Raw genomic sequence first — 26,547 nt, 5'->3', positions numbered from 1 at the left:
GCACCGTTCCATCACCCGCTTCCAAAGGAAACCCATGCCGCACGCATTGCCCATCACCCGCCGTTCAGTCCTTGGCGCAGCAGCCCTTGCTGCCTCCGCGGTCCTGGCACTCACCGGCTGCGTCGCCGGGGAAGGCTCCTCCGGCAGCGCGGCGGCGGCCGGCAGCAGCAAGGGCGGAACGCTCAACATCGACTTCGCCACCTACAACCCGCTGAGCCTGGTGATCAAGAAGCAGGGCTGGCTCGAGGCCAGCCTCAAAGACCAGGGCGTCACCGTGAACTGGGTGCAGTCCGCGGGCTCCAACAAAGCCAACGAAGCCCTCCGCTCCGGTGCCATCGACGTGGGTTCCACCGCCGGATCCGCAGCGCTGCTGGCCCGGGCCAACGGCTCGGAAATCAAGACCATCGACATCTACTCACAGCCCGAGTGGGCGGCCCTGGTGGCACCCGCCGGCTCGGACATCACCTCCGTGGCCGACCTCAAGGGCAAGTCCGTGGCCGCCACCAAGGGCACCGACCCCTATTTCTTCCTGCTCCAGGCACTCGAGCAGGCCGGCCTCAAGCCCGGTGACGTGACCGTCCAGAACCTGCAGCACGCGGACGGCCGCACCGCCCTGGAAAACCGCTCGGTCCAGGCCTGGTCCGGGCTGGACCCCATCATGGCCGGGGCGGAGCAGAAGGGCGCCAAGCTGTTCTACCGCAACCTGGACTTCAACACCTACGGCTTCCTGAACGCCACCGAATCGTTCCTCAAGAACAAACCTGAGCTGGCCCAGGCCGTGGTGAACGCCTATGAAAAGGCGCGCGCCTGGGCAGCGCAGAACCCGGACCAGACCGCCCAGATCCTGGCCGACGTAGCCGGACTGGACCTCGCCGTGGCCAAGACCGTGGTCCTGGAGCGAAGCAACCTGGACGTGGACCCGGTGCCTGGTGACGCGCAGCGCAAAGTATTGGAGAAGATCGGCCCCACCTTTGTGGAAACAGGCGACGTCAAAACGCAGCAGCAGATTGACGACGCCGTGGGCTCCCTTCTCGACGACTCGCTGGTGAAGAAGGCTGATCCGTCAGCCATCAAGGCCTCCTGATGAGCTACCCAGGAGAGCCGAAGACCACCAGCGGCAGTGTTGCGGACGGGCGTGCTGCAGCCGCCGCCGCAACCGCGGCAGACGCCGCCCAGACGGGCGCCCCTACGGCATCCGCTCCGGCACCGGGATGGTCTCCCGCCGGAGTCCGTTCCAGGAACTGGGCGCGTCTGCCCCTTGGCCTCATCATTCCCGCTGCGCTGCTGGCAGCATGGCAGGTGGCCTCCACGAACGGTATGTTCACCGTGGTCCAACTGCCACCGCCCGCCATGGTGCTGGCTGCTGCCGGCGAGCTCGTGGAACGCGGCGAGCTGGGCACCCACATCGCCATCTCCACCCAGCGGGTCCTCATCGGGTTCCTGGTGGGAGCGGTCCTGGGTCTGGTCCTGGGCGCCACGGTGGGCCTGTCCAAACTGGCCGACGCCCTGCTGGCACCCACCATCGGCGCACTGCGCGCGGTGCCGTCGCTCGCCTGGGTGCCGCTGCTGATCCTGTGGATGAAGATCGGCGAGGACTCCAAGGTCACCCTCATCATCATCGGCGCGTTCTTCCCGGTATTCACCACCGTGTCCCTGGCGCTGCGCCACGTGGACCGGAACCTGGTGGAAGCCGCCCGCGCTTTCGGCCTGAAGGGTGTGCGGCTGCTGACCACCGTGCAGCTTCCCGCGGTGGTCCCCGCAGTGTTCTCCGGCCTCCGCCTGGCACTCGCCCAGGCCTGGCTGTTCCTGGTGGCCGCTGAGCTGATCGCCTCCTCCATGGGCCTGGGCTTCCTGTTGATCGATTCGCAGAACAACGGCCGAACCGACCGTCTGCTCCTGGCCATCGTGATGCTGGCCGTCATTGGAAAAATTACCGATGCCCTGCTGGGCCTGGCTGAAAAATGGGCGGTGAAACGATGGGGGTGAGCACCACCGAGACGATGGACCTGAACGCGGGGGTGCACCCGGACAACGTCGCCTTCTGGGAGCAGCAGGCGCTGCGCCTGGACTGGGACACCCCGTGGCACACGGCGCACCGCTGGAATCCGGCGGACCGTGAAGCGGGCCGCGGGCCGGGCATCACCTGGTTTGAAGGCGGAAAGCTCAACGTGGCCGCCAACTGCGTGGACCGCCACGTCGCGGCCGGCCGCGGCGCCAAGGTGGCCCTCCACTTCGAAGGCGAGCCGGGCGACCGCAGGTCCATCACGTACGCCGAACTCCAGCGCGAGGTGGCCAAGGCGGCCAATGCGCTCCTGGCCCTGGGCATCACCAAGGGCGACCGTGTGGTCATCTACCTCCCGGTCATCCCCGAGACGGTCATCATCACGCTGGCCGTGGCCCGCATCGGTGCCATCCATTCCCTCGTGTTCGGCGGGTTCTCCGCGGAAGCGCTGAAGTTCCGGGTGGAGGACACCGGCGCCAAGCTCCTGGTCACGACCGACGGCCAGTTCCGCCGCGGCGTGGCGGTTCCCGTGAAGGACAACGCGGACGCCGCCGTCGCCGGGGACAATGCCATCGAGCACGTCCTGGTGGTCAACCGCACCACCCCTGCCAACAACCTGGCTGCCGTCCCCATGACCGCAGGCCGCGACGTGTGGTGGCATGACGTCGTCGGAAGCGCCTCTGACGTCCACGAGCCGGAGGCGTTCGACGCCGAGACGCCGCTGTTCATCATGTACACGTCCGGGACCACCGGAAAGCCCAAGGGGCTGGTGCATACCTCCGGCGGCTACCTGACGCAGGCGTCCTGGAGCTTCGAGCACCTGTTCAGCAACCCGGATCCGGCCCTGCGCGACCAGGACGTGCACTGGTGCACCGCGGACCTCGCCTGGGTCACGGCGCACACCTACGAGATCTATGGCCCGCTGTCCAACGGGGTCACCCAGGTGATTTTCGAGGGCACGCCCAACACTCCGCATCCGGGCCGGCATTTTGAGGTCATCGAACGCTACGGCGTGACGCAGTACTACACGGCGCCCACCCTGGTCCGGTCCCTCATGGGCTGGTTCCCGGACGGCGTCCCGGCCACCTATGAGCTGTCCTCCATCCGCCTGCTGGGGACTGTGGGAGAAGCGGTCAACCCGGAGGCCTGGCGCTGGCTGCGGGACAACGTGGGCGCCGGCACTGCACCGGTGGTGGACACGTGGTGGCAGTCCGAAACCGGCGCCACCATCCTCTCCCCCGCGCCGACGGACAGCAGCTTCAAGCCCGGCTGCGCGGCGCGTCCCCTGCCGGGAGTCAGCACCAGGATCGTTGACGACGCCGGCACAACAGTTGCGCCGGGCGTCCAGGGATACATCGTCGTTGACTCCCCCGGGCCCGCCATCGCCCGTACCGTCTGGGGCAACCCGCGCCGCTACTTCGACTCCTACTGGAGCAAGTACGCGGACCAGGGCTGGTTCCTCGCCGGCGACGGCGCCAAATACGATGCCGACGGCGACATCTGGATCCTGGGCCGCGTTGATGACACCCTGAACGTCTCCGGCCACCTGCTCTCCACCATCGAGATCGAGTCCGCGCTGGTGTCGCACCCCAACGTAGTGGAGGCCGGGGTCTGCCCCGTGGCGGACCCGAAGACCGGCCATGCGGTGGTTGCCTTCGTCGTGCTGAAGGCCGGGTCCCCGGCCGACTGTATCGACGAACTCCGGAACCACGTGGCCAAGGAGATCGGCCCCATCGCCAAGCCACGCGACGTCGTCGTGGTTCCCGATGTCCCCAAGACCCGCAGCGGCAAGATCATGCGCCGGCTGCTCACCCAGCTGTTCGAGGGAACTGCGCTGGGCGACACAACCTCCCTCCAGAACGAACCGGCCATCGCCGGTATCCAGGACGTCCTGCGCCAGCGGGCCCTACCGAAGGAAAATTCATGACCGAGATCAGCAACGTCGCACGACTCTCCGAACCGCTCAAGTTCGCCTACTGGGTGCCCAACGTCTCCGGCGGCCTGGTGGTATCCACCATCGAACAGCGCACCGGCTGGGACTTCGACTACAACAAAAAACTGGCGCGCATCGCCGAGGAGTCCGGCTTCGAATATGCCCTGACGCAGACGCGCTACGCCGCCTCCTACGGCGCGGACAAGCAGCACGAGGCGACGTCGTTCAGCCTGGCCCTGTTGGCCGCCACGGAGCGCCTCAAGGTGATTGCCGCTGTTCACCCCGGGATGTGGCACCCGGGCGTGCTGGCAAAGTACATCATCACCGCGGACCACATCTCCAATGGCCGCGCTGCCGTGAACATCGTCTCCGGCTGGCTGAAGAGCGAGTTCACCAACTTCGGCCTGGAGTGGCTGGAGCACGACGAGCGCTATGTCCGCACGGAGGAATTCATCAACGTCCTGCGCGGCCTGTGGACCGAAAAGGACTACAGCCAGTCCGGCAAGTACTACAACATCACCGACTTCACCCTGAACCCCGCCCCGGTGGACGTCCCCGGCCGCGCCCACCCCGAGATCTTCTTCGGTGGAAACTCGACGGCGGCCCAGGCCACCGCGGGCCGCGTGGCGGACTGGTACTTCTCCAACGGCAAGGACCTTGAGGGTTTCAAGGACAACATCGCCGGCGTCGTCGCCTCTGCCGGCGAGGCCCGCCGCGGCACTGCCGGCCAGTTGGCCGCTCCCCGTTTCGGGCTGAACGGCTTCGTCATTGCGCGCGACTCGGAGAAGGAGGCCCGGGACACCCTGCGCGAGATCGTGGAAAAGGCGCACAAGCCCGCCGTCCAGGGGTTCCGGGACGCGGTGCAGGAGGCCGGTGCCGCCACCAAGGACGGCAAGGGCATGTGGGCGGATTCCACGTTCGAGGACCTGATCCAGTACAACGACGGCTTCAAGACCCAGCTGATCGGCACCCCGGAGCAGATCGCCGAACGGATCGTCGAATACAAGAAGATCGGCGTGAACCTGTTCCTCACCTGCTACCTGCACTTCCAGGAGGAGGTGGCCGCATTCGGCCGGGACATCCTGCCGATCGTCCGGGAGCTTGAGGCGGACCTGGCCCGCAAGCACGGCACAGAGCTCGACCTCTCAACCACTCCCGCCGCCCAGGCAGTGGGTGTCTGATGGCTGAGCGTACTTTCGGTTTCCGCACCCGCGCCCTGCACGCCGGCGGCACCCCTGACGCCGAACACGGCGCCCGTGCCGTTCCCATCTACCAGACCACGTCCTTCGTCTTCAAAGACACCAACGACGCCGCCAACCTGTTCGCGCTGCAGAAGTACGGCAACATCTACTCCCGCATCGGCAACCCCACCGTTGCGGCGTTCGAGGAGCGTATCGCGTCCCTCGAGGGCGGCATCGGAGCGGTCGCGACGGCGTCGGGCATGGCAGCGGAGTTCATCACCTTCGCCGCCCTGACGCAGGCAGGCGACCACATCGTGGCAGCCTCCCAGCTGTACGGCGGCACCGTGACCCAGCTGGATGTCACCCTTCGCCGGTTCGGCGTGGACACCACGTTCGTGCCCGGAACCGCCCCTGCCGACTACGCCGCGGCGGTCCGGGACAACACCAAGGCCATCTTCGTGGAGGTGGTGGCCAACCCGTCGTCGGAGGTCCAGGACCTGGCGGGGCTGGCAAAGGTGGCGCACGACGCCGGCATCCCCCTGGTGGTCGACGCCACCTTGAGCACGCCGTACCTGGTGCGGCCCATCGAGCACGGGGCGGATATCGTGATCCACTCCGCCACGAAGTTCCTGGGCGGCCACGGCACCACACTCGGTGGCGTGGTGGTGGAAAGCGGCCGGTTCAACTGGGGCAACGGAAAGTTCCCCACCATGACCGAGCCCGTGGCTTCCTACGGCAACGTCTCCTGGTGGGGCAACTTCGGTGAGTATGGCTTCCTCACCAAGCTGCGCAGCGAGCAGCTGCGCGACATCGGCCCGGCCCTCTCGGCGCAGTCGGCGTTCCAGCTGCTCCAGGGCGTTGAGACGCTGCCGCAGCGGCTGGACGAGCACCTGAAGAACGCGCGGGCCGTGGCAGAGTGGCTGGAAAACGATGACAGGGTGGCTTACGTCAACTACTCCGGCCTGCCCTCCCACCCGCACTACGACAGGGCACGGAAGTACTTGCCGCTGGGCCCCGGGTCGGTCTTCTCGTTCGGGGTCAAGGGTGGGCGCGCCGCAGGGCAGAAGTTCATCGAGTCCCTGCAGCTTGCCTCCCACCTGGCCAACGTGGGTGACTCCCGTACCCTGGTGATCCACCCCGGCTCCACCACGCACCAGCAGCTCAGCGCAGCCCAGCTGGAATCCGCGGGCGTGCCGGAGGACCTTGTCCGCATCTCGGTGGGCCTCGAGGACATCGAGGACATCCTGTGGGACCTGGACCAGGCACTCACCGAGGCCTCCAACGCAGCGGCCCAGGACGCCGCCGTCCTGGAAGAACCCGCAGACGCCTGCACGATCGGAGCAAACGCATGAGTACCGCCGAACGCACCTGGTCCGGCCCGTCGGCACCTGAGCGGCTGGCCCTGCTCCGGCAGGCGAAATCCATTGCCATTGTTGGAGCTTCTGACAAGCCGTCGCGGGCCAGCTACTTCGTGGCCACCTACCTGCTGTCCTCCACCCGCTACAAGGTGTACTTCGTGAACCCGGTGGTCAAGGAGATCCTGGGCCAGCCCACGTATGCGTCCCTGGCGGACCTGCCGGAGAGCCCGGACATCGTTGACGTGTTCCGCAAGCACGACGACCTTCCGGGCGTCCTGGAAGAGGCCGTGGCCGCCGGCGCCAAAACACTCTGGCTGCAGCTGGGTTCCTGGCACGAAGGCGTCGCGGCAGGCGCGGAAGCCGCGGGGCTCAACGTGGTGATGGACCGCTGCGTGAAGATCGAGCACGCGCGCTTCCACGGTGGACTCCATCTGGCCGGCTTCGATACCGGCGTGATTTCCTCCAAGCGCCAGGTCATGGCCTGACCGGCGACTGAATAAGGCGACAGCGGGTCCGTCCGACGGGCCCGCTGTTGCTGTGTTTGGGCTATTTCGCTGGAGACGTGGGCTTGGGCCCGGTTCCCTGTCCTGCCGCCTGGGAGCCTGTTTGGCCCTGCGCCGGCGTTGTGTTGGCCGCGGAGCCCGCCGCCTTCTGTGCTTCCGCGGCTGCAGCCCCGGCTGACGTCCCGGTGTTGACCGCCGGGAGTCCGGCCTTCGCCGCTTCGGCAGCCCTTGGCTCCGCCGGCATCCCGTCCGTCGCAGCGCCGGGATTCTCTTTGCCCCTGCCGGTTCCATTGCCCTGCAAGAAAGTCCCGGGAGCCGCGGGCGTGCACGCTTCGGCGCCGGCGCCGGCCTCGTGTTTGACCGGACCGACGCACGGCGGGAACCCCGGGTGCGCCCGTCCCGTGTGGCGGGAGGAGCCGGCAGGATCCCGAAGGAGGCTGGAGGTAAGGTTTGCGGCATCGGTGGCCGCACCCGGTGCAGGTGAGCCGGCAGCGGCAAGGTCCCCGTCGGAAGCCACCCGGGGGCCCCGGTAGCTGTAACCGGCGGCGGACGGTTCCCCGGCTGTACCGTTCCAGGGCGCCCAATCCTCCAGCAGGTGCTCCACGGGACTGTTCCCGGAAGGGCTGGAGCTGGCGGCTACCCCGCCCACGCCCAGCCCCATCCCGGCCACCAGCACCAGGCCCAGCGCGGTGGGGCGGTGCCGGCGGCGGCGCGCCAGTTCGTCCCCAGGGTGCGCATCGGGCTGTCCACCGGGCTGTTCAGCTGCTTGTTCAGCTGCTTCCTCGCCCGGTTCCCCCGCTGGCTCCCCGGCCGGAGCCGGGCCTTCCAACGGTGAAGGTCCCCCGGCCGTAAGGAGTGCGGCAAGCTCACCGCTGGGTGCGGGCGCGGGCAGCGACGCCAGGGTGCCCAGCGACAGCAGGGCGTTGCGAAGGTCTGCATCCAGGTGGCAGCCGGCGTTCAGCAGCATGTCGTCAACAAGGGCGACGCGATTTTCCGGGGCGGGTGTCATGGCGCGAGGTACTCCTTCACTGCGGCGAGTTCCCGGAGTTTCAACAATGCGCGCCGCTGAAGCTGTTTCACCGAACCGGCGCTCTTTTCCATGGCCTCCGCTGTCTGTTCCACCGTGAGGCCTCCCACCAGGCGCAGCGACAGCACGTCCCGCTGGTCCTGCGGCAGCCCGTCCAGCAGCCTAAGGACCTCCTGGGGCGACAGGCGCTGCAGGGCTTCCTTTTCCGCTGAGGTGTCTACCCGCTGGTCGAGCTCGGGCTCGAAAGGCAGCTTGACCGGGGTCCGGCTTTGCCGGCGGTGGTCATCCACCATGCGGGCGTGGGCAACGGAGAAGATGAAGGTCCTCAGGCCGGGTTCGCCGCCGTGCACGGTGTGGAGGCGGGGCAGCACGGAAAGGAACACTTCCTGCATGGCGGCCTCCGGATCCTCGACTCCCCGGGCTGTGAGGTAGCCCAGCACCTGTGATGCGTAGGTCTTGTAGACAAGGTTGAAGGCGGCAGTCCCGGAAAGCGGCTGGTCCGGAGCCTCGTCTGTCTGTGCATCGGTCACTGACGTGGTGCTTTCCGTCAAAGAAGGGTGTTGGCAAGGCGGGCGTTCAGTCCATCCGGAACGCTGCCCTTACTTTACCCTCAGGTAACCACCGCGCCGGAACCGCCACGGCGCCGGAAACAGGGCCAGTGCCGGGCCAGGCGGTGTGGCCACCCTTGCGGAAAGACAAAAGAGCCGGCCTGGAACGTGATGGGGGACAGGTTCCAGACCGGCACTTCATAGGGGTAATCGCTGGGGCACCCGAAAGGGTTACGCGCTTTCAAAAAAACTTTTTGGAATTTCCTTCCCCGCCGGTCAGCGGGTTGCTGTCCTGGTCCACCGGGGGGCCGTGGCATGCCGGCGCGGCGTATTGGCCAGCGCAAAGGCGTGCCGGGTGGAGGGCGCGCGTTCCTCTCCGCACACGGGCACGACGGCGGCGGGCAGCCCGGCCGGAACAGCGGCAGCAGCCGCAGCGGGTGCAGGCGCGGGACGGGCCACGGTTCCGGCGGGGCACAGGTCGGTGACCAGGCCGGTCCCGGCACATTCACGCACCGCGGCGATCCCTGCCGCCACAGCGGCTTTGTCCTCGAAGGGGCCGGAGACGGCGATAACGGCCCCGTCCGGAGCCAGGAGACGGAACCGGAAAAACGAATCAGCGTCGATGAATGCTTCAAATTTTCCAGCCATGACGATCCTTCCTTGGGCACCAGGTTGTACAGACGAGTCTGGCCGCGGCACCGGAAGCCTCACAAGACCGCGCGCGTTAAGCCTGTGTAAATTCGCTTTCCGCCAGCAAGAAACAAGCGGCAGGCCACCTGCAAAAGGTGGCCTGCCGCCGTCGTAATCCCTACCCGCTCCCTAGCGGGCGGGGCCCACAAGTCAGTCGTTGATGAGGTCGTTCACCACGATGGTCTGGTCGCGGTCCGGGCCAACGCCAATGGCCGAGAACCGGGTTCCGGAGAGCTTCTCCAGGGCCAGCACATAGTTGCGGGCGTTCTCGGGAAGGTCCGCCAGCGTCCGGGCTCCCGTGATGTCCTCGGTCCAGCCATCGAAGTACTCGAAGATCGGTTTGGCGTGGTGGAACTCGGTTTGCGTCATGGGCATCTCGTCATGGCGCACGCCATCGACGTCGTAGGCCACGCACACAGGGATCTGCTCGATGCCGGTCAGGACGTCCAGCTTGGTGACGAAGTAGTCCGTGAAGCCGTTGACGCGGGAAGCGTGCCGTGCCAGGACGGCGTCGTACCAGCCGCAGCGGCGCGGGCGACCGGTGTTGACGCCGAATTCGCCGCCGGTCTTCTGCAGGTACATGCCCATCTCATCGAAAAGCTCCGTGGGGAACGGGCCGGCACCAACGCGGGTGGTGTAGGCCTTGATGATGCCGATGGAGCGCGAAATCCGGGTGGGGCCGATGCCGGAACCCACCGAGGCGCCGCCGGCGGTCGGGTTGGAGGACGTCACGAACGGGTAGGTGCCGTGGTCCACGTCCAGGAACGTCGCCTGGCCGCCCTCCATCAGGACTACCTTGCCCTCGTCCAGCGCGGTGTTCAGGACCAGGGTGCTGTCGATGACCAGCGGGCGGAGCCGCTCGGCGAAGGACAGGAAGTACTCCACGATCTCGTCCACCACAACGCTGCGGCGGTTGTAGACCTTGACCAGGAGTTCGTTCTTCTGGCGCAGCGAGCCTTCCACCTTCTGGCGGAGGATGGATTCGTCGAAGACGTCCTGGACGCGGATGCCCAGCCGTGCCACCTTGTCCATGTAGGCGGGGCCAATGCCGCGGCCGGTGGTGCCGATGGCGCGGCTGCCGAGGAAGCGTTCGGTCACCTTGTCCAGCACCTGGTGGTACGGGGCCACCAGGTGGGCGTTGGCGGAGACTCGCAGTTTTGAGGTGTCGGCGCCGCGCGCCTGGAGTCCGTCGATTTCCTGGAAGAGGGCCTCAAGGTTCACCACGCAGCCGTTGCCGATGATGGGAACAGCGTTGGGGCTGAGAATGCCGGCCGGCAGCAGCTTGAGTTCGTACTTTTCACCGCCTACGACGACGGTGTGCCCGGCGTTGTTGCCGCCGTTGGGCTTGACGACGTAGTCAACACGGCCGCCCAGCAGGTCGGTAGCCTTGCCTTTTCCTTCGTCGCCCCACTGGGCTCCTACGATCACAATTGCTGGCATGGGATCCTCCCCCATTCGTTCGGACTGCCCGGGCCGGCCACCAGGTGGCGGGCCCATGCAGCGCCGTTCATGAGAATGCCCCGAACATACCGGCCTTCGCACAGCCGCAGCACGGCGCAGCGAAGCAAGAGTTCCGGGGCTCTTACCACCCAAGTTTAGCCGATAGGGCACTTTGTCCACTGTTTGTGGCCCGCCGCGGCCCTTTCTGCCAAAAGGCCGCGGCGGGCGGTGCCGTCTATTCGTCCTCAGCCTCCCCGGCGGGCCGGGACGTCTGTTCGGCGAGCGTGTTCCAGAAGGAGGTGTCGGCGTCGGCAATGGACCCGTCCGCGATGGCCGCGGCCGTGGAGGTCAGCGTGGTGACGGTCTGCTTGATCAGGTAGCCGTTGCTGCGCTGCCCAAGTGCATAGCCGTCCAGGTAGTGGTCCGACATGCCGCGCATCTCGAAGAGCAGGGTGGCGATGCCGTACTCCACGGAGATGCCGTTGCGGCTGATGGTTTCGGCACTGCCGCCCTGGTACTTGCCCAGGTGTCCCCAGCCGGTGGAGTCGACGTTGTTGAAGACCACCGCGCCGAGCTGCTTGGATTTTTCGACGACGGCGGGGTCGGCGTTGGGGGTGGTGGGGTACAGGATGGAGCCGGATACCAGCTTGCCGTCACGCTCCGCCCGGGTGCCCTGGTGGTGCAGGTCGATCATGTAGTCGATCCGGTATTTGCGCATGACGTTGTTGTGCAGCGCCTGGGTCTCCGGCTGGATCTTGGCCACATGGTCGCGGTTCAGGTCCACGCCCTCGGCGTTGTAGCGGGTGAGGTGGCGGTCCCCCTTGGCAAGGTAATTGTCCAGGGAGAAGTTCACGTCGCCCATGGCGCCGTCCGCATTGAGCATAGGCACCACCAGGATGTTCACACCTTTGAGGATGTCCGCGGATTTGCCGGTCCCCAGGTGCTTGATGAACTCCATGGCGCCCTCGGTGGTGAGCTGCTCGTTGCCATGCTGCTGGGTCAGGTACAGGATGGTGGGCTTGGCCGGGTCCGAAATGTACTTGACCAGGTGGATGTCGCGCCCCTTGACCGTCTGCCCGATGACCTCCAGCTCCATTGCCGGCTGGCGGGCGTCCTGGTCCTTCAGGAACGAAACCATCTGTTCGTACGTGGCGAGCTTGGACGTGGTGATCTGGCCGTTGCCGTCGTAGTTGGGGCCTTCGCCTACCGCGTGCGCCAGCGGGGCGGGTCCTGCGACGACGGCCAGCGCCAGGGCGCCGGAGACGGCAAGGGTCCCGAAATTTGCCAGGGATTTCTTCACAGTGCGTTACCTCTTTCGAGTGCATCGGGGTGCGCCGGCCAGCTCCATCGCGGGCGGCGGTATGTGACCTCAGCCAACCAAGCTTAACGAAACCTGTCAATAACCTGAACAAAAGCTGTAAGCATGCTGTTTTCGGCAGGGAAGCCTCAGACGCGACCGCCGCGACATAAAGCGGAGCAGACTTGCCCCGGGGCAGGCATCTGGATTTATGTGAGAGTGAACCATCCGGAGCGGCCGAGAGACCTGGCTCGATGACGCCGCAGCAACCACGGCCCCGCAGGCTTCCTGCCGGCCGAAGGTGCTACTGCCAGGACCGATGGAAAGGAAGATTCCAGCATGTCCCTGAACACCGACCACATCCGCGTCACCCACGCAGGATCCTTGCCCCGCACCCCGGAACTCATCGCGGCCAATGCCGCCAAGGAAACCGACGGCGTCACCCCTGAGTTCCTGGAACTCCTGGAGGCCTCCGTGGTGGAGGTGGTCCAGCGCCAGAAGGACCTCGGCATCGACATCCCCAACGACGGCGAATACGGGCACACGATGTCCAGTTCCGTGGACTACGGTGCCTGGTGGAACTACTCCTTCGCACGGCTGGGCGGCCTGGAGCCGACGAATGTGGACCGCTGGGCCGATGCGCAGGTGCACCGCTCTTCCCCCGGCAACATCGTCCTGACTTCCTTCCCGGACCGGCGGGACCGGCAGGCGTTCAACGAGGCCTACAACGATCCCTCTTCGGGCATCCTGTCCCACCGCAAGAGCGTCACGCAGCCCAAGATCGCCGGACCCCTGACCTACACGGGCCAGGACCTGGTGGCGTCGGACATCAGGAACCTGAAGACCGGCCTCGCCGCCGCCGGGTTGTCGGACGGCTTCGTAGCGTCCCTCTCCCCCGGCTCCTGCGCCCGCGTGGCCAACGAGTACTACACGTCGGATGAGGAACTCGTCTACGCGTGCGCGGATGCCATGCGGGAGGAATACAAGGCGATCATCGATGCCGGCCTCACCGTGCAGCTCGATGATCCGTCCCTGGCCGAGAGCTGGGACCAGATCAATCCCGAGCCATCCCTGGAGGACTACCTGAAGTTCATCCAGCTGCGCGTCGAGGCCACCAACTGGGCCCTCCGCGACCTGCCCCAGGAACAGATCCGGCTGCACGTCTGCTGGGGTTCCTGGCACGGCCCGCACACCACGGACATCCCGTTCGCCGACATCGTCGGCTCGGTGCTGCAGGTCAACGCCGGCGCATACTCCTTCGAAGCGGCCAACGTCCGGCACGAACACGAATGGCGGGTATGGGAGGACACCAAGCTCCCCGAGGGCAAGGTGATCATCCCGGGCGTCGTCTCGCACGCCACCAACGTGGTGGAACACCCGGACCTGGTGGCAGACCGCATTGTCCGCTTTGCCGACGTCGTGGGCCGCGAGAATGTCATCGCCTCCACCGACTGCGGCCTGGGCGGCCGGGTCCACCCGCAGATCGCCTTCGCCAAGCTGGAGGCCCTCGGCGAGGGCGCCCGCCGGGCCACCAGCCGCCTCTGGTAGCTGCGGGAGGCGAAGCAAAAACCCGCCGGTTCCGTGCCCTGGCTGAATCAGGTGCACGGGACCGGCGTTTCGTTTCCCGGGGCTTGCTAAACTGGGTAAGGCCGACCAGGAATCGGCCCACCCCAATCAACCGCCGCTGATGTGTCGCGCCCCCGCGTGCCCATTTCCGTGGCGGCAGCAACGCCAATCCCCGCAGGAGAACCAGCACTTCATGACAGCCCTGGCACCCGAAACATTCCACGAACAGCTCATGAGCCGCCGCTACGACCCCAGCGTTGCTGCCGTTAACGAGCTGTGTGATTCCCTTCGGGAGACCAAGCCCGGAACCGTGGTCCCCTACGTGGATCCCATGCACGACGTGGAGGAATGCCGCATCATCAGCCTGTTCTCCAACATTGGCGAGGCGGACCCGTCCGGGTTCATCACGGCCGGGGACCAGGATGCCGCGACCCGCATGCTTGGCCTGCAGTGGAAGCTGGGCCTGCGCCCCGAGTTCGTGATGCCGTGGAACGTCCACCCGTGGCACGTCCCCGGTGAGGCCAACGGCAAGTTCACTCCCGACCAGATCCAGGCAGGCCTGAAGCCGCTGCTGAAGTTCCTGGCACTGGTGCCCCGCGCCTCGGTCATCGTGGCGCACGGCACCGAGGCCAACCGCCTGGCCAACCTGCTGCTGAAGACCGAAGTGCCCCTGCTGTGGCGCCGCGGCCTGAAGACCTACAAGGTCCGGTCACTGAGCGGCCGCGCCTTCGCCGGTTCCCCGGCGCGCCAGGAGGAGTACCTCGAGGACATGCGCGCGGCCTACGCCGACGCCATGGCACGCACCGGAATCGCCAAGCCTTAAACGACCGACGGCGGGTGGTCACCTTTCCAGGAAAGGTAACCACCCGCCGTCGTCGTATCCAGGGGCCTCCGCCGCCGAGGGTTCCCTGGCTCAGCGAAGCGAAGCCAGGGAGGCGGTAGGGACTTACTTGCCCTCGATGGCTGCCTTCGCCGTGGGGTCCGAGTCGTTGAGGAACTTTTCGATCCGCTCCGGCTCGTCAGCCTCGCCGATGGCAGACGAAGCCCTGCCCAGGGAGTAGAGGGCCCGCAGGAATCCGCGGTTGGGCTCGTGCTCCCACGGGATGGGCCCGACGCCGCGCCAGCCATTGCGGCGCAGCGAGTCCAGGCCGCGGTGGTAGCCCACCCGGGAGTAGGCGTAGGAGTCGATGACCCGGCCCTCCGCCCACGCCTCTTCGGCGAGCACGGCCCACAGCAGGGAGGACGTGGGGTGCTTGGCCACCAGGTCCAATGCCTCGTGGCCGGCCTCCAGCTGCCCGTACACCTCGGTTTCGGCAGGCAGGAGCGTGGGCTCCGGCCCCATCAGGTTCCGGCGGAACTCGTCCGACATCTAGAAGGTCTTTCCGGCCGAACCGAGCTGCTTGGTGGCTTCCACCACGCGGGCTGCCAGGCCGGCTTCGGCGGAGGCGCCCCAGACACGGGGGTCGTAGGTCTTCTTGTTGCCCACTTCGCCGTCGACCTTCAGGACGCCGTCGTAGTTCTTGAACATGTGGTCAGCCACCGGACGCGTGTAGGCGTACTGGGTGTCGGTGTCGATGTTCATCTTGATCACGCCGTAGGAGACGGCGTCGGCGATTTCCTGGTCGGAGGAGCCGGAGCCGCCGTGGAACACCAGGTCGAACGGGTTGTCCTTGCCGATCTTCGCACCGACCTGGGCCTGGATGTCCTTGAGGATCTCCGGGCGCAGCTTGACGCCGCCGGGCTTGTAGACGCCGTGCACGTTGCCGAAGGTCAGCGCGGTGATGTAGCGGCCGTTCTCACCGGAGCCGAGGGCGTCGATGGTGGCCAGGGCGTCCTCGACCGTGGTGTACAGCTTGTCGTTGATGGCGTTCTCCACGCCGTCTTCCTCGCCGCCGACGGTGCCGATCTCCACCTCGAGGATCATCTTGGCGGCAGCGGTGCGGGCCAGCAGGTCGCGGGCAATCTTCAGGTTCTCCTGCAGGGTCTCTGCCGAGCCATCCCACATGTGGGAGTTGAACAGCGGATTGCGGCCGGCCTTGACCTCAGCCTCGGAGGCCGCCAGCAGCGGCAGGACAAAACCGTCCAGCTTGTCCTTGGGGCAGTGGTCCGTGTGCAGGGCGATGTTCACGCCGTAGTTCTTGGCCACTTCGCGGGCAAAAGCCGCAAAGCCCAGGGAACCGGCAACCATGTCCTTGGTGGAGGCGCCGGACCAGTAGGCGGCACCGCCGGTGGAAACCTGCACGATGCCGTCGGACTCTGCCTCCGCGAAGCCGCGCAGTGCCGCGTTCAGCGTCTGCGAGGACGTGACGTTCACGGCGGGGAAGGCGAATCCGCCCGCCTTTGCGCGGTCGATCATCTCGGCGTAGATCTCTGGGGTTGCAATGGGCATGCTGGCTCCTCTGCTGAGTTTCGTCTGTGGGTGGATGACCCTCAAATAGACCGCTTACGGCTTGGCACCATCCTAGCCATTCCCGGGCCCGGAGTGCTCTGGGTTACGCCCCACCCGCACCCTAGCCTCGCAAGCTCGGCCAGGGAACCCCGCGGGCGTGGGCCCGCCACCCGCACCCTAGCCTCGCAAGCTCGGCCAGGGAACCCCGCGGGCGTGGGCCCGCCACCCGCAGGTCTGGGCTACACGTGCTGGTTGAAGACGTGCCGGCGGATCCAGGCGTGCATGGCAATAGCCGCGGCGGAGGCGGCGTTGATGGACCGGGTGGAGCCGAACTGCTCGATGGACAGGGTGGCGGCGGCGGCCTGGTGGACTTCCGGGGTCAGGCCCGGGCCCTCCTGCCCGAACACCAGCACGCAGTCGCGCGGCAGTTCATACGTCTCCAGGGGCACCGAGTCCGGGAAGATGTCGATCCCGATGATCGCCAGCCCCTCCCCCTGCGCCCACTGGACGAAGTCCTCCACGGTGGGATGGTGGCGGACGTGCTGGTAGCGGTCGGTGACCATGGCGCCGCGCCGGTTCCACCGCCGTCGACCGATGATGTGCACCTCCTTGGCGAGGAAGGCGTTGGCGGTGCGCACCACGGTGCCGATGTTGAGATCGTGCTGCCAGTTTTCGATGGCCACGTGGAAGTTGTGCCGCCGGGAGTCCAACTCCGCCACGATCGCCTCGTGCTTCCAGTAGCGGTATTTGTCCAGGACGTTGCGCCGGTCGCCGTCCGCCAGCAGGTCAGGGTCCCAGTGGTCGCCTTCCGGCAGTTCCCCTTCCCAGGGCCCGACGCCGACCTCCGCCTTTGCGGGTTCGGCCTCCCCGGGCTGGTGGTCGGGTTCGTCTGTCATGCCGGGCGTTTGGTTCACCCTTCAACACTAGACTGGACTCTTCGGGCAATCATCACAGGCGGAGGCAGGGCATGGCAGACGAGGACCAGGTAGCAGGCAACCCGGCGGTATACCGGAGCGGCCAGGAGATTGAGTGCTGGCTGACGGACATGGACGGTGTCCTGGTGCATGAAAACCAGCCCATCCCCGGGGCAGCGGAGCTCATCCAGCGCTGGGTGGATACGTCCAGGCGCTTCCTGGTGCTGACCAACAACTCCATCTTCACGCCCCGCGACCTCGCCGCCCGCCTGCGCGCTTCCGGGCTGGAGATCCCCGAGGAGAACATCTGGACTTCCGCGCTGGCCACCGCCCAGTTCCTGAAGGACCAGGTGTCCGCGGGCGGATCGGAATCGGGCAACCGCGCCTACACCATCGGCGAGGCAGGGCTGACGACGGCGCTGCACGAGGCAGGCTTCATCCTCACCGACCAGAGCCCGGACTTCGTGGTGCTCGGCGAAACGCGCACGTACTCTTTCGAGGCAATCACCACGGCCATCCGCCTGATCCTCGCCGGTGCGCGGTTCATCGCCACCAACCCGGATGCCACCGGCCCCTCCAAGGATGGCCCCATGCCGGCCACGGGTGCCATCGCGGCCCTGATCACCAAGGCCACCGGCCGCGAACCGTACATTGTGGGCAAGCCGAACCCCATGATGTTCCGGTCGGCCATGAACCAGATCGATGCACACTCCGAGACCACCGCCATGATCGGTGACCGGATGGACACGGATATCATCGCCGGCATGGAGGCAGGCCTGCACACCGTCCTGGTCCTCAGCGGCATCACGCACAGGGACGACATCGCCGCATACCCCTTCCGGCCCAACCAGGTGCTGAATTCCGTGGCGGACCTGAAAAACCAGATCTAGAAGATGCTGACCCGGGAGCCGCCCCGGGGCAGCGGGAAGTACTCGTCCAGCAGTTCCGTGACCAGGGGCCGGTAGATCTGCGGGTTCCAGCCGGGGCTGGCGTGGGCGGGCGCCGCCCCCGTAGTCTGCAGGTTGCTGGAGACCATGTTGTCCTTGAACACCACCGCCCAGGTTTCGGCCGCGGTCTCATAGTCAACAGTCCCGTCTTTGGGGTTGCCGATGTAGGCCATCTTGGCGGTGCCGAGGTGGCCGGCGAACTGGCTTCCCTCGAAGTGGTAGATGTAGGCGGACTCCGTCTGGACCAGGACGTTGGACGGGGCAATGGGTGAGAGCTGCTCCAGCGTCTGGTTCAGGATCTGGCGCCAGCTCCGTTCGTCCTTGTGGATGATCCGCTCCCCCAGTTCGTACCCGCCGCGCAGGGTGGAGGGGAACCTGACGCCGCTCTCGTAGAGGAACACCACGCCGTCGAACCAGCTTTGGTCCAGGACGTCGTGGGCGCTGTAGGGGCTGGAGTCCAGGAGAATGAACTGCACCTGGACGCCCTGCAGGGCCAGGAGCCGGGCTGCCACCTGGGTGGCGAGCATGCCGCCGAAACTGTGCCCGTAAAAGAAGAGCTTGGTGATCTTCTCAGCAGTGATGTAGTCCGTGATCGCGTTGACCACCTCGGTGATGTTCAGCCCCAGGTTGGAATATCCGACGGCGGCGAGCCGGGCGCGCTTGTTCAGTGCGCCCCTGAGCGTGTTAAGGATCCACTGCGCCTCTTCCCAGCTGGTCTTGTACCCGGGGAACAGGAACCAGCTGGCGTCCGGGTAGTAAACATCGGCGAAGTCGTCCGCAATGGTCAGGATCCTGGTGGTCCGGCGCTGCGACTGCACTTCACGGGTCATCAGCATGTCCGCGGCCAGCAGCCCGGAGGCGCCGGCCCCTGCCAGGAACGCACGCCGCGAGAAGCGTTTGAGGGCAGCCGCTTCCGCCAGCAGCCGGGCATCGGAGACCCCTCGCCGGCTCTGTGGATTAACTTCCCCCTCATACGGCACACTCCTACCGTAAGCCCCGGGAAAGTCACCACGGCAACCGCGGATGTTAACGTTCGGTGACGCTGCGCGTCAGCTGGCGGCCTGCCCCTCCGTGGCCGGGAATGGCGCCTGCGGTTCCTGCTGCCGGCGTAGGATCTCCAGGCCGATGTCGTTGTAGCGGCCCAGCAGGTCAGCGCCGTCGGGTGCGTCCGGGTTGTCCAGCAGGGCAAAGGCGGAGTCGCTGGCGTGCAGCAGTTCCTGCTCCGTGTATTCGGTCAGCGGACGGCCGTACAGCTCTTCGATCCACATCACCGGCAGCTGGGGGTATTCTCCTGCGAACTCACCGCCGGGGAAAAGCTCCCTGACGTCATCATCCATCAGGAGCGGCCGGCGGCTGGAAGCGTCCCATTGCGCCCAGTCGTACGCAGCGGGCGTGAGCTGAAGGGACACCCCGGCCGAGGGAACGCCCAGCAGGGACGTGGTGTCCATGGCGTTGAGGTCGCTGCGAAGACCTGCCAGCGCGGATGATTCGACAAGTTCAGCCTGCGAAAGATCGACGCAGATACGGCAGCGGATGCCCATCCTGCGGACGCGGCGGATGATGTGGACCAGTTCAGCACGGGATTCGTGGTGAAGGGCTCCCCGGACTTCAATCCGGACGATGTCCGCGGGGACATCAAGGTTAACGAGTGCGTCTAGCGCGCGGTCCATAGGTACTCCAAAAGAGGTTCTATGGCCGACGGCTCAACCTCCGCAAGCGTAACCCGCCCCGGGCCGCCGCACAACCTGTGACTCAGGCCCGGCGGCCCTGGCCGACTTTACCCGGCTCCTGGTAATGGGTCCGTGCTCCGGCGCCGCCCACCGAATCCACCAACGACTTGGCGATGTCCCGGAGTTTGGTGTTGCTGTTGCTGGACGCCTCGGTAAGGATTTCGACGGCGGCTTCCTGGCTGCACCGGTTCTGCGCCATGACGATGCCGATGGCGATGTCAATGATGGTCCGCGACTCCAGCGTGGCCCGAAGGTTCGTCGCACTGTCTGCGTGCAGCGAGAACCGGACAGCCAGTCGCAGTGCTTCGGAAATTTCCCGGGTAAAGTCCCGCGCCCTGTCCGCCGCCCGGCCGTCAAACTTGCGCGGGGCGTCGGAGTAGAGGTTCAGCGCGGCCTTGGCCTCCCCCTGCAGGTTGAACGGCAGCGAAAGCACCGAACGCAACCCGTGGGAGGCAACGGCAGCCGCATAGTCCGGCCCCCACCGGTCCTCCTGCAGAAGGTCCGGGACGTAGACCTCGCGTTCTTCCTTTGCCGCGGACAGGCACGGTCCCTGGGCGAGGGAATACTGGATTTCATCCACTTCCCGTGCCGTTTCGCTGCTCCAGCCGATGGTGGCTGCCTTGCGGTCGCGAAGCAGCGTGATGCCGCATAGCGCGTCGTCGCCGTCGCCTGCCATCTGGTGCGCGGAGAAGCGCGCCAACTCGTTGAGGAAGTCCTCGAAATCGGCGCTTTCCAGGATGAGGTTCTGGACTTGGTCCGTCGCGCTCAAAGGCTGTTGTGGGGGGAGCAAAATACAGGATCTCCAAGCAACTGAAAGGTGTTAACGCAAATAATAAATCAGCTACCAGCGGCAGGCCAACACTGGTCCCCCATGTGTCCCGGAGCCGGCCCCGGGGCCGGCCCCGTCCGGGACTAGTCCAGTCCCAGCTCGTCCTTGCCGAAGGCGAACAGGTAGGGAACACCGGTCTCGGCTTCGATCTTTTCCTTGGCGCCGGTATCGCGGTCCACGATCACGGCTACTGCCACGACGTTGCCTCCGGCCTTCCGGACGCCTTCCACTGCGGTCAGCGCGGAGCCGCCCGTGGTGGACGTGTCTTCCAGGACCAGCACCTTGCGGCCCTCAACGGACGGGCCTTCCACCTGGCGGCCCATGCCGTAGGACTTCTGGGCCTTCCGGACCACGAACGCGTCAACCGTCCGGCCGGCGTCGGCGGCAGCGTGCATCACCGCAGTGCCAACGGGGTCGGCACCCATGGTGAGCCCGCCGGCGCACTCGAAGTCGATGCCGGCGTCGTCCGCCAGTGCCAGCATTACCTGGCCCACCAGCTTGGACGCCTCATGGTGCAGGGTGATGCGGCGCAGGTCGATGTAGTAGTCGGCCTCGGCTCCGCTGGAGAGGATCACCTTGCCGCGGACCACGGCAAGTTCCTTGATCAGTTCGAGCAGTCGGGCGCGGGCAGCCGCGGTGTCTACCGCAGTGTCAGTGGGCGAAGTCATGGCCCCAAGTTTAGTGGGTGGCGGGACGGTGAGCGGGCGGGCGAAGCCGGGCGCGTGTTCGGGGCGTGGCCCGATCGCAATGACCCGGGGCAGGACACGCTTGACCACGGGGTTGTGGCGCAGGATGAAGAAAAGCAGGCGCTGGATGGAGAACGGTGTCCGGTCCCCCACGCGGGCCAGCACGTCGCCGGACAATGTGCCCGCGAAGAGTGGAACGAAGACCACCCGGTGCATGATCCGCTGCACGGTCTGGACCAGCACCGTGGGCATGCGGCGGCGGCGCTGGATCGAAGCAAGGGTCCTGGTCCGTACGCGCCCTTGGCGTAAATCAGGGGCCAGGCGTTCCGCGGCTGCCACTGCGTCCTGGATGGCCAGGTTGATGCCCACCCCGCCCGCGGGGGACATCGCGTGGGCGGCGTCTCCAATGCAGAGGAAACCGTCCACGTACCAGCGCCGCAGCCGGTTGAGCCTGACGTCCAGCCAGTGCAGGTCCGCCAGGCTGTGGATGGAATCTACGCGGTCGGCGAGGTCAGGCCGGAGTGCTGCCACCCGTTGGCGGAACCGTTCCACGCCGCCCTCCCGGATCCTGGCATCTGAGCCCTTGGGGGCGAGGTAGCCCATCTGGTAATAGTCGGTGCGGTTGAGCGCGATCATGGCATCCCGATCGCCCAGCGAAGGCACCACTCCGGCGACCTCGCCGCGCTCCGAGGCGTGGCGCGGGATCTTGAACCACCAGGTGTCAAAGGGCACCGGGTACTCCTTTGCCCGCATCCCTGCCGCCTGTCGCAGCACTGAATGCCTGCCGTCCGCGGCCACCACGACGTCGGCGTGCAGCACCTGTTCCTGGCCCTCCGCGCCGCCGGCGGTGGACCGGTAGCGCACTCCGGTGACGCGTCCGCCGTCGAACTCCAGGCCGGTGGCCTCCGTTTCCATGAGCAGGGTGAACGTCGGTTCCGCGGCGGCGGCCGCGGCGAGGAAATCCAGGAAGTCCCACTGGGGCATCATGGCCACGTAGTTGTACGGGGGTTTCAGGGAGTCAAAAGCCGCCAGCGTGACCAGCCCGGTTCCGGGGACCGGGACGGCGACGTTGCTGAGCCGGCTTTGCGGCAGGGCCCGGAATCCGGCGCCCAGGCCGAGTTCGTCAATCAGCCGGATAGTGGACGCATGCACGGTGTCGCCGCGGAAATCCCGCAGGAAATCACGGTGCTTCTCCAGGACCGCCACCTGCACTCCGGCCCGTGCCAGCAGAAGGCCCAGCATCATCCCTGCCGGGCCCCCGCCCACCACGGCGCATCCCGTCCGCTCCATGCACTAAAGCTACGCCGCGCAGGGCCCGCCCGGAACAGTTGAGGGTTGTTGACAGCGCTGGCTAGGCTGGACAACATGCGCGAACTCCAGGCCAAGATCATTGAAGAAATGGGCGTTCAGCCCCGGATCGATCCCGCAGGGGAGGTGCGCAAACGCGTCACATTCCTCAAGGAATACTTGAAGGCCACCCACACCAAAGGCTTTGTCCTGGGCATCTCCGGCGGACTTGATTCCTCGCTCGCCGGAAAGCTTGCCCAGCTGGCGGTTGATGAGCTTGAGGCCGAGGGCGTAGAGGCCAACTTCGTTGCAGTCCGCTTGCCCTACGGCGTGCAGCACGATGAGGAAGACGCGCAGGCAGCACTGGACTTCATCAAGGCCAAGACGGAATGGACGTTCAACATCTCGGCAGCGGTGGACGGCTTCGAGGACGAGTTCGAGAAGACCGTAGGTTCGGAGATCTCCGACTTCCACAAGGGAAACACCAAGGCCCGCACCCGGATGATCGCCCAGTATGCACTGGCCGGCGAGTTCAACTACCTGGTGCTCGGCACCGACCACGGCGCGGAGTCCGTCACGGGCTTCTTCACCAAGTACGGCGACGGCGGGGCTGACATCCTTCCCCTGTTCGGCCTCAACAAGCGGCAGAACCGGGCCTTGCTGGCTGAGCTTGGGGCACCGGCGCGGGTGTGGGAAAAGGTGCCCACCGCCGACCTCCTCGATGACCGGCCGGGGCGCACGGACGAGGACGAGCTGGGTATCAGCTACGACCAGATCGACGACTACCTCGAAGGCCGCAACGTTCCGGACGCCGTTGCCGAGTCGATTGAACAGAAGTATCTCCGGACCCGCCACAAGCGCACCGTGCCGGTGACCATCTTTGACACGTGGTGGAAGGGCGAAGGTCCCGAACAGCCCCGCGCTGGACTATAGAAACCCACCTGCGCCGAATCACCCCTCTCCGGAAACGCACGACGGCGCGCCGCACCTGACAGCGCGGCGCGCCGTCGTCGTATCCGGGGACAGCAGTGGAGGCTCAGCGGGTCCGGCGCCCGCCGTCGGGGCCGCCGCCCAGCTGCTGCGTAATCCGATGGGCCTCCGCCATCAGCAGGCCGCCCAGTTCCTCCTGCCGTTCGGCCTTGAACCGCGGTTCGATGCCGGTCAGCGACAACGCCCAGGCGGGCCGCCCTGAACGGTCGAACACCGCAGCGCCCATCCCCCAGCTTCCCTCCAGGACCAGCCCCGGGTTCACCGAGTAGCCGGCCAGCCTGGTGCGGGACAGGTTCTTCCGGACCAGGTCAACAGTGTGGTTCGCCGCGAAGGCGCCCGCATGCTCCGGCCACCGGCCCAGCAACTCCTCCTGCTCATTCGTTGGCAGGAAGGCCAGGATGGCCGTCCCGGCTGACGCGACGCCCAGCGGGAAGCGGACGCCCTCGTGCAGGACAAAGGACCGGACAGGGAAGCTGCCCTCCTCACGCAGGAGGCAAACCGTCTCACTGCCTCGCCGGATGGAGAAGAAGGCACTCTCCCCCGTGGCCTGGGCCAGCCGGCGCAGGCTGGGCCGCGCGATGTCCTCCATGGGAAACCGTGCCGAGGCCACCGATCCCATCAGGAGGATTTCGGGACCCAGGACCCAGTTGCCCGTAACGGGATCGTGGTCCAGCAAGCCCTCCGCGGCGAGCGATGTCAGGAGCCGGTGGGCCGTTGGGCGGGTGAGGCCCGACTCCCGGACCAGGGCCGCGAGGGGCATCCCCTCCGCGCCGCGGCCCACCAGCCGCAGCAGTTCGGCGATCCGTGCCACCACCTGGGCGCCCTGCACCGGCGTCGATGCCATCACTTCCCCTTTGTCCACAATATGGATGCTTTTGAGCCTACTGTCCATACTGTAATTCACTCGCCAGTGATTCTTGACACGTTCTTCGAGGCCCCCGTAGTCTCCAAACTCAGATCCCAACCGTCCACTAAGTGGACTACCGCGCTCAACGAGGAGACGTCATGAAGAAACTCCAGGCTTCTGCCGCCACGGCCCTGGAAGGGTCCCTGCAGGACGGCATCACCCTCGCCGTCGGCGGGTTTGGCTTGAGCGGCATCCCGGCCGACCTCATCGAAGCCGTCCGGGATTCCGGCGTGCGGGACCTCACCGTGGTCTCCAACAACATGGGCGTGGACGGCAAAGGACTGGGCATCCTCATCGAGGCGGGCCAGGTCCGCAAGGTGATCGCCTCCTACGTCGGCGAAAACAAGCTGTTCGCCGAGCAGTACCTCGCGGGCAAGCTGGAGGTGGAGTTCACCCCGCAGGGCACCCTGGCTGAGCGCCTCCGCGCCGGCGGAGCCGGAATCCCGGCCTTCTATACCAAGACCGGGGTGGGCACCCTGGTTGCCGAAGGCAAGCCGCACGAAGTGTTCGACGGCGAAACGTACGTCCAGGAGCGGGCCATCCGCGCCGACGTCGCACTGGTCCACGCCCACACCGCCGACACGGACGGCAACCTCGCCTACCGCTACACGGCCCGCAACTTCAACCCGGTGGTGGCCACGGCCGGGATCCTGACCGTTGCCGAGGCGGAGGTCATCGTTGAGCCGGGCGACCTGGACCCCAACCACATCGCCACCCCCGGCGTCTTTGTCCAGCGGCTGGTGCAGGCCACGGACCGGGTCAAGGACATCGAGCAGCGCACCGTCCGGCAGCGCACCGGCCTTGTCCCGGCCTGACCGAACCCACGCCTGCCCCTGAATCACAGCACTCAACGGAGAGAAACACCCTCATGACCAGCACGCAGCTCACCCACCAGGACGTCCGCCAGAAGGGTTTGGCCCGGATGGCTGAAACGCTGGCCGGGTGGACGCAGAAGTGGTTTCCGGACGCCTACATCTTTGCCCTGGCGGGCGTGCTGCTGGTAGCCATCGCGGCCCTGGCCATCGGCGCCTCCCCCAAGGCGGTGGTCGATTCATTCGGCAACGGGTTCTGGGACCTCACGGCCTTCACGCTGCAGATGGCCATGGTGGTACTGACCGGCTACGTCGTGGCGACCTCACCGCCCGTGGCCAGGCTGATTGACCGGCTGGCTCAGGTTCCCGGCTCCGCCCGCTCCGCCGTCAGCTTCGTGGCCGTCCTGTCCATGTCCGTCTCGTTCGTGAACTGGGGCCTGAGCCTGATCTTCGGCGGCCTCCTGGCGCGGGCCGTGGCCCGGCGCAAGGACCTCCACGTCGATTACCGGGCCCTCGGCGCCGCGGCCTTCATGGGGCTGGGTGCTGTGTGGGCCCTGGGCATGTCCTCCTCCGCCGCCCAGCTCCAGGCGACCAAGGCCTCCATACCGCCGGCGCTGCTGAAGATCACCGGCGTCCTGGATTTCGGGACCACCATCTTCACCTGGCAGTCCCTGCTGACCCTGGCCATCCTGATGCTCCTGACCACGGTCATCGCGCACTTCTCGGCCCCGACGGGAGCCGGCGTGAAGACGGCGGCCGATCTCGGCGTCGACCTCGATGACCAGCCTGAACCGCCGGCCGAAAAGTCCCGGCCCGGCGAATGGCTGGAATACAGCAGGGTCCTGCCCATCCTGGCCGGCGTGCTGACCCTGGGCTGGCTGGTGTCCCAGCTGCTGACCCTGCCCATCCTCAGCGTGGTCAGTTCGCTCAACGGATACCTTCTGGTCTTCCTGATGCTGGGGCTGGTGCTGCACGGCACCCCGCGCAAATTCCTGCAGTCGGTCACCAAGGCCGTACCCGCCACGGCAGGAATCCTGGTGCAGTTTCCGCTGTATGCAGCGATGGCCGCCATCCTGACCAAGGCCCCGGGGGCCGGTGGCCTGTCGGTGTCCGAGCACCTGGCACACTTTTTCACCAGCATCGGCGGCAACGGGGCGTTCGCCGTCATCATCGCCATCTACACGGCCATCCTGGGCATGTTCGTCCCGTCCGGCGGCGGAAAGTGGCTGGTGGAGGCGCCTTACGTCATGCAGTCCGCCACGGACGTGAACATGAACCTTGGCTGGACCGTGCAGATCTACAACATGGCCGAGGCCCTGCCCAACCTCGTCAACCCGTTCTTCATGCTCCCGCTGCTGGCGGTGCTGGGCCTGCGGGCCCGGGACCTGGTGGGCTTCACGTTCCAGCAGTTCCTGTTCCACCTGCCGGTGGTGCTGCTGCTCGCGTGGCTGCTGGGCATGACGTTCGAGTTCGTGCCGCCGGTAATACCCAACTAAGTCAACGGGAACAGC

25 protein-coding genes, 1 pseudogene and 1 riboswitch are annotated in these 26,547 nt (G+C 66.5%); of the genes and pseudogenes, 12 read left to right on the top strand and 14 right to left on the bottom strand.

The features are described 5' to 3' along the window. Positions 1 to 34: 34 nt before the first annotated feature. From VIK36_RS03005 to VIK36_RS02980, 6 genes are read left to right on the top strand one after another with little or no spacing between them, the layout of a single operon-like run. A complete protein-coding gene (locus VIK36_RS03005; protein ID WP_324644014.1) occupies positions 35 to 1,084 on the top strand; it encodes an aliphatic sulfonate ABC transporter substrate-binding protein in 1,050 nt (349 codons plus the stop codon). Then, positions 1,084 to 1,986 (top strand): ABC transporter permease, encoded by a 903-nt coding sequence (locus VIK36_RS03000; protein ID WP_324644013.1) that lies wholly within the window; start codon positions 1,084 to 1,086, stop codon positions 1,984 to 1,986. Before VIK36_RS03005 ends, VIK36_RS03000 begins: the two co-directional genes overlap by 1 nt. Then, complete coding sequence (gene acs, locus VIK36_RS02995; RefSeq protein ID WP_420716265.1) at positions 1,977 to 3,929, top strand: acetate--CoA ligase; 1,953 nt, start codon at positions 1,977 to 1,979, stop codon at positions 3,927 to 3,929. Before VIK36_RS03000 ends, acs begins: the two co-directional genes overlap by 10 nt. Continuing rightward, positions 3,926 to 5,116, top strand: a complete 1,191-nt coding sequence (gene sfnG / locus VIK36_RS02990; protein WP_324644012.1) for a dimethylsulfone monooxygenase SfnG — start codon at positions 3,926 to 3,928, stop codon at positions 5,114 to 5,116. Before acs ends, sfnG begins: the two co-directional genes overlap by 4 nt. After that, positions 5,116 to 6,468 carry an O-acetylhomoserine aminocarboxypropyltransferase/cysteine synthase family protein gene (locus tag VIK36_RS02985; RefSeq protein WP_324644011.1) on the top strand — a complete coding sequence of 451 codons (1,353 nt, stop codon included), beginning with the start codon at positions 5,116 to 5,118 and terminating at the stop codon, positions 6,466 to 6,468. The genes sfnG and VIK36_RS02985 overlap by 1 nt, the downstream gene beginning before the upstream one ends. Further along, positions 6,465 to 6,959, top strand: a complete 495-nt coding sequence (locus VIK36_RS02980) for a CoA-binding protein (protein ID WP_324644010.1) — start codon at positions 6,465 to 6,467, stop codon at positions 6,957 to 6,959. Before VIK36_RS02985 ends, VIK36_RS02980 begins: the two co-directional genes overlap by 4 nt. A 61-nt stretch (positions 6,960 to 7,020) precedes the next feature. Here VIK36_RS02980 and VIK36_RS02975 read toward each other — a convergent pair whose 3' ends face one another. The 5 genes from VIK36_RS02975 to VIK36_RS02955 form a co-directional block, all read right to left on the bottom strand. Continuing rightward, positions 7,021 to 7,986: a hypothetical protein gene (locus VIK36_RS02975; RefSeq protein WP_324644009.1), complete on the bottom strand. Its 966-nt coding sequence runs from the start codon at positions 7,984 to 7,986 to the stop codon at positions 7,021 to 7,023. Beyond that, a complete protein-coding gene (locus VIK36_RS02970) occupies positions 7,983 to 8,534 on the bottom strand; it encodes an RNA polymerase sigma factor (RefSeq protein WP_255174312.1) in 552 nt (183 codons plus the stop codon). The genes VIK36_RS02975 and VIK36_RS02970 overlap by 4 nt, the downstream gene beginning before the upstream one ends. A gap of 294 nt (positions 8,535 to 8,828) precedes the next feature. Further along, on the bottom strand, positions 8,829 to 9,200 hold the full coding sequence (locus VIK36_RS02965) for a YegP family protein (RefSeq protein ID WP_255174311.1): 372 nt from the start codon (positions 9,198 to 9,200) through the stop codon (positions 8,829 to 8,831). 192 nt (positions 9,201 to 9,392) lie between these two features. Beyond that, positions 9,393 to 10,682 carry an adenylosuccinate synthase gene (locus VIK36_RS02960; RefSeq protein ID WP_056392225.1) on the bottom strand — a complete coding sequence of 430 codons (1,290 nt, stop codon included), beginning with the start codon at positions 10,680 to 10,682 and terminating at the stop codon, positions 9,393 to 9,395. 235 nt (positions 10,683 to 10,917) lie between these two features. After that, on the bottom strand, positions 10,918 to 11,982 hold the full coding sequence (locus VIK36_RS02955; RefSeq protein ID WP_324644008.1) for a M14 family zinc carboxypeptidase: 1,065 nt from the start codon (positions 11,980 to 11,982) through the stop codon (positions 10,918 to 10,920). Between the two features lie 218 nt (positions 11,983 to 12,200). After that, positions 12,201 to 12,305, top strand: a riboswitch (SAM riboswitch). Positions 12,306 to 12,318: 13 nt separating this feature from the next. Here VIK36_RS02955 and VIK36_RS02950 point away from each other — a divergent pair. Beyond that, positions 12,319 to 13,527, top strand: a complete 1,209-nt coding sequence (locus VIK36_RS02950) for a cobalamin-independent methionine synthase II family protein (protein ID WP_324644007.1) — start codon at positions 12,319 to 12,321, stop codon at positions 13,525 to 13,527. 211 nt (positions 13,528 to 13,738) lie between these two features. Then, positions 13,739 to 14,368 (top strand): uracil-DNA glycosylase, encoded by a 630-nt coding sequence (locus tag VIK36_RS02945; protein ID WP_255174308.1) that lies wholly within the window; start codon positions 13,739 to 13,741, stop codon positions 14,366 to 14,368. A 123-nt stretch (positions 14,369 to 14,491) separates the two neighbouring features. Here VIK36_RS02945 and VIK36_RS02940 read toward each other — a convergent pair whose 3' ends face one another. The 3 genes from VIK36_RS02940 to VIK36_RS02930 form a co-directional block, all read right to left on the bottom strand. Next, positions 14,492 to 14,914 (bottom strand): DUF3151 domain-containing protein, encoded by a 423-nt coding sequence (locus VIK36_RS02940; RefSeq protein WP_324644006.1) that lies wholly within the window; start codon positions 14,912 to 14,914, stop codon positions 14,492 to 14,494. Then, entirely contained in the window at positions 14,915 to 15,934 is a 1,020-nt protein-coding gene (gene fbaA, locus VIK36_RS02935; protein WP_324644005.1) for a class II fructose-bisphosphate aldolase, read from the bottom strand. A 239-nt stretch (positions 15,935 to 16,173) separates the two neighbouring features. Further along, entirely contained in the window at positions 16,174 to 16,830 is a 657-nt protein-coding gene (locus VIK36_RS02930) for a TrmH family RNA methyltransferase (protein WP_210411303.1), read from the bottom strand. 71 nt (positions 16,831 to 16,901) lie between these two features. Between VIK36_RS02930 and VIK36_RS02925 the strand changes: the two genes are divergently transcribed. Further along, on the top strand, positions 16,902 to 17,738 hold the full coding sequence (locus tag VIK36_RS02925; RefSeq protein WP_324644004.1) for an HAD-IIA family hydrolase: 837 nt from the start codon (positions 16,902 to 16,904) through the stop codon (positions 17,736 to 17,738). Here the strand turns inward: VIK36_RS02925 and VIK36_RS02920 are convergent. The 5 genes and pseudogenes from VIK36_RS02920 to VIK36_RS02900 all read right to left on the bottom strand — a co-directional run. Then, on the bottom strand, positions 17,735 to 18,775 hold the full coding sequence (locus VIK36_RS02920) for a thioesterase domain-containing protein (RefSeq protein WP_324644003.1): 1,041 nt from the start codon (positions 18,773 to 18,775) through the stop codon (positions 17,735 to 17,737). The genes VIK36_RS02925 and VIK36_RS02920 overlap by 4 nt on opposite strands. 69 nt (positions 18,776 to 18,844) lie before the next feature. Further along, complete coding sequence (locus VIK36_RS02915; RefSeq protein WP_324644002.1) at positions 18,845 to 19,465, bottom strand: hypothetical protein; 621 nt, start codon at positions 19,463 to 19,465, stop codon at positions 18,845 to 18,847. 82 nt (positions 19,466 to 19,547) lie between these two features. Continuing rightward, entirely contained in the window at positions 19,548 to 20,294 is a 747-nt protein-coding gene (locus tag VIK36_RS02910) for a GAF and ANTAR domain-containing protein (protein ID WP_324644001.1), read from the bottom strand. 143 nt (positions 20,295 to 20,437) lie between these two features. Continuing rightward, on the bottom strand, positions 20,438 to 21,022 hold the full coding sequence (gene pyrE, locus VIK36_RS02905; protein ID WP_200830744.1) for an orotate phosphoribosyltransferase: 585 nt from the start codon (positions 21,020 to 21,022) through the stop codon (positions 20,438 to 20,440). Between the two features lie 48 nt (positions 21,023 to 21,070). Then, a pseudogene (locus VIK36_RS02900) lies at positions 21,071 to 22,330 on the bottom strand (FAD-dependent oxidoreductase); the annotation flags it as partial. Between the two features lie 75 nt (positions 22,331 to 22,405). On the opposite strand from VIK36_RS02900, the gene nadE reads away from it, so the two are divergent. After that, the gene (gene nadE / locus VIK36_RS02895; protein WP_324644000.1) at positions 22,406 to 23,260 is read left to right on the top strand and encodes an ammonia-dependent NAD(+) synthetase; all 855 of its coding nucleotides are present in this window, start codon (positions 22,406 to 22,408) and stop codon (positions 23,258 to 23,260) included. 103 nt (positions 23,261 to 23,363) lie between these two features. On the opposite strand, the gene VIK36_RS02890 is transcribed toward nadE, so the two are convergent. Then, positions 23,364 to 24,161: an IclR family transcriptional regulator gene (locus tag VIK36_RS02890; RefSeq protein WP_324643999.1), complete on the bottom strand. Its 798-nt coding sequence runs from the start codon at positions 24,159 to 24,161 to the stop codon at positions 23,364 to 23,366. 161 nt (positions 24,162 to 24,322) lie between these two features. Here VIK36_RS02890 and VIK36_RS02885 point away from each other — a divergent pair, with 161 nt between their 5' ends. Both VIK36_RS02885 and VIK36_RS02880 read left to right on the top strand, forming a co-directional pair. Next, entirely contained in the window at positions 24,323 to 25,039 is a 717-nt protein-coding gene (locus VIK36_RS02885; RefSeq protein ID WP_324643998.1) for a CoA transferase subunit A, read from the top strand. A 53-nt stretch (positions 25,040 to 25,092) separates the two neighbouring features. Continuing rightward, a complete protein-coding gene (locus VIK36_RS02880; protein ID WP_324643997.1) occupies positions 25,093 to 26,532 on the top strand; it encodes a short-chain fatty acid transporter in 1,440 nt (479 codons plus the stop codon). Positions 26,533 to 26,547: the final 15 nt, after the last annotated feature.

This window comes from Pseudarthrobacter sp. LT1 (assembly GCF_035621795.1).
Lineage (GTDB): Bacteria > Actinomycetota > Actinomycetes > Actinomycetales > Micrococcaceae > Arthrobacter.
This window is presented reverse-complemented; position numbering and strand designations above follow the sequence as displayed.

Coding starts and splice junctions, on each gene's coding strand:
- VIK36_RS03005 (WP_324644014.1), top strand. CDS start 35: ATGCCGCACGCATTGCCCATCACCCGCCGTTCAGTCCTTGGCGCAGCA.
- VIK36_RS03000 (WP_324644013.1), top strand. CDS start 1,084: ATGAGCTACCCAGGAGAGCCGAAGACCACCAGCGGCAGTGTTGCGGAC.
- acs (WP_420716265.1), top strand. CDS start 1,977: ATGGGGGTGAGCACCACCGAGACGATGGACCTGAACGCGGGGGTGCAC.
- sfnG (WP_324644012.1), top strand. CDS start 3,926: ATGACCGAGATCAGCAACGTCGCACGACTCTCCGAACCGCTCAAGTTC.
- VIK36_RS02985 (WP_324644011.1), top strand. CDS start 5,116: ATGGCTGAGCGTACTTTCGGTTTCCGCACCCGCGCCCTGCACGCCGGC.
- VIK36_RS02980 (WP_324644010.1), top strand. CDS start 6,465: ATGAGTACCGCCGAACGCACCTGGTCCGGCCCGTCGGCACCTGAGCGG.
- VIK36_RS02975 (WP_324644009.1), bottom strand. CDS start 7,986: ATGACACCCGCCCCGGAAAATCGCGTCGCCCTTGTTGACGACATGCTG.
- VIK36_RS02965 (WP_255174311.1), bottom strand. CDS start 9,200: ATGGCTGGAAAATTTGAAGCATTCATCGACGCTGATTCGTTTTTCCGG.
- VIK36_RS02960 (WP_056392225.1), bottom strand. CDS start 10,682: ATGCCAGCAATTGTGATCGTAGGAGCCCAGTGGGGCGACGAAGGAAAA.
- VIK36_RS02950 (WP_324644007.1), top strand. CDS start 12,319: ATGTCCCTGAACACCGACCACATCCGCGTCACCCACGCAGGATCCTTG.
- VIK36_RS02945 (WP_255174308.1), top strand. CDS start 13,739: ATGACAGCCCTGGCACCCGAAACATTCCACGAACAGCTCATGAGCCGC.
- VIK36_RS02940 (WP_324644006.1), bottom strand. CDS start 14,914: ATGTCGGACGAGTTCCGCCGGAACCTGATGGGGCCGGAGCCCACGCTC.
- fbaA (WP_324644005.1), bottom strand. CDS start 15,934: ATGCCCATTGCAACCCCAGAGATCTACGCCGAGATGATCGACCGCGCA.
- VIK36_RS02930 (WP_210411303.1), bottom strand. CDS start 16,830: ATGACAGACGAACCCGACCACCAGCCCGGGGAGGCCGAACCCGCAAAG.
- VIK36_RS02925 (WP_324644004.1), top strand. CDS start 16,902: ATGGCAGACGAGGACCAGGTAGCAGGCAACCCGGCGGTATACCGGAGC.
- VIK36_RS02915 (WP_324644002.1), bottom strand. CDS start 19,465: ATGGACCGCGCGCTAGACGCACTCGTTAACCTTGATGTCCCCGCGGAC.
- pyrE (WP_200830744.1), bottom strand. CDS start 21,022: ATGACTTCGCCCACTGACACTGCGGTAGACACCGCGGCTGCCCGCGCC.
- nadE (WP_324644000.1), top strand. CDS start 22,406: ATGCGCGAACTCCAGGCCAAGATCATTGAAGAAATGGGCGTTCAGCCC.
- VIK36_RS02890 (WP_324643999.1), bottom strand. CDS start 24,161: ATGGCATCGACGCCGGTGCAGGGCGCCCAGGTGGTGGCACGGATCGCC.
- VIK36_RS02885 (WP_324643998.1), top strand. CDS start 24,323: ATGAAGAAACTCCAGGCTTCTGCCGCCACGGCCCTGGAAGGGTCCCTG.
- VIK36_RS02880 (WP_324643997.1), top strand. CDS start 25,093: ATGACCAGCACGCAGCTCACCCACCAGGACGTCCGCCAGAAGGGTTTG.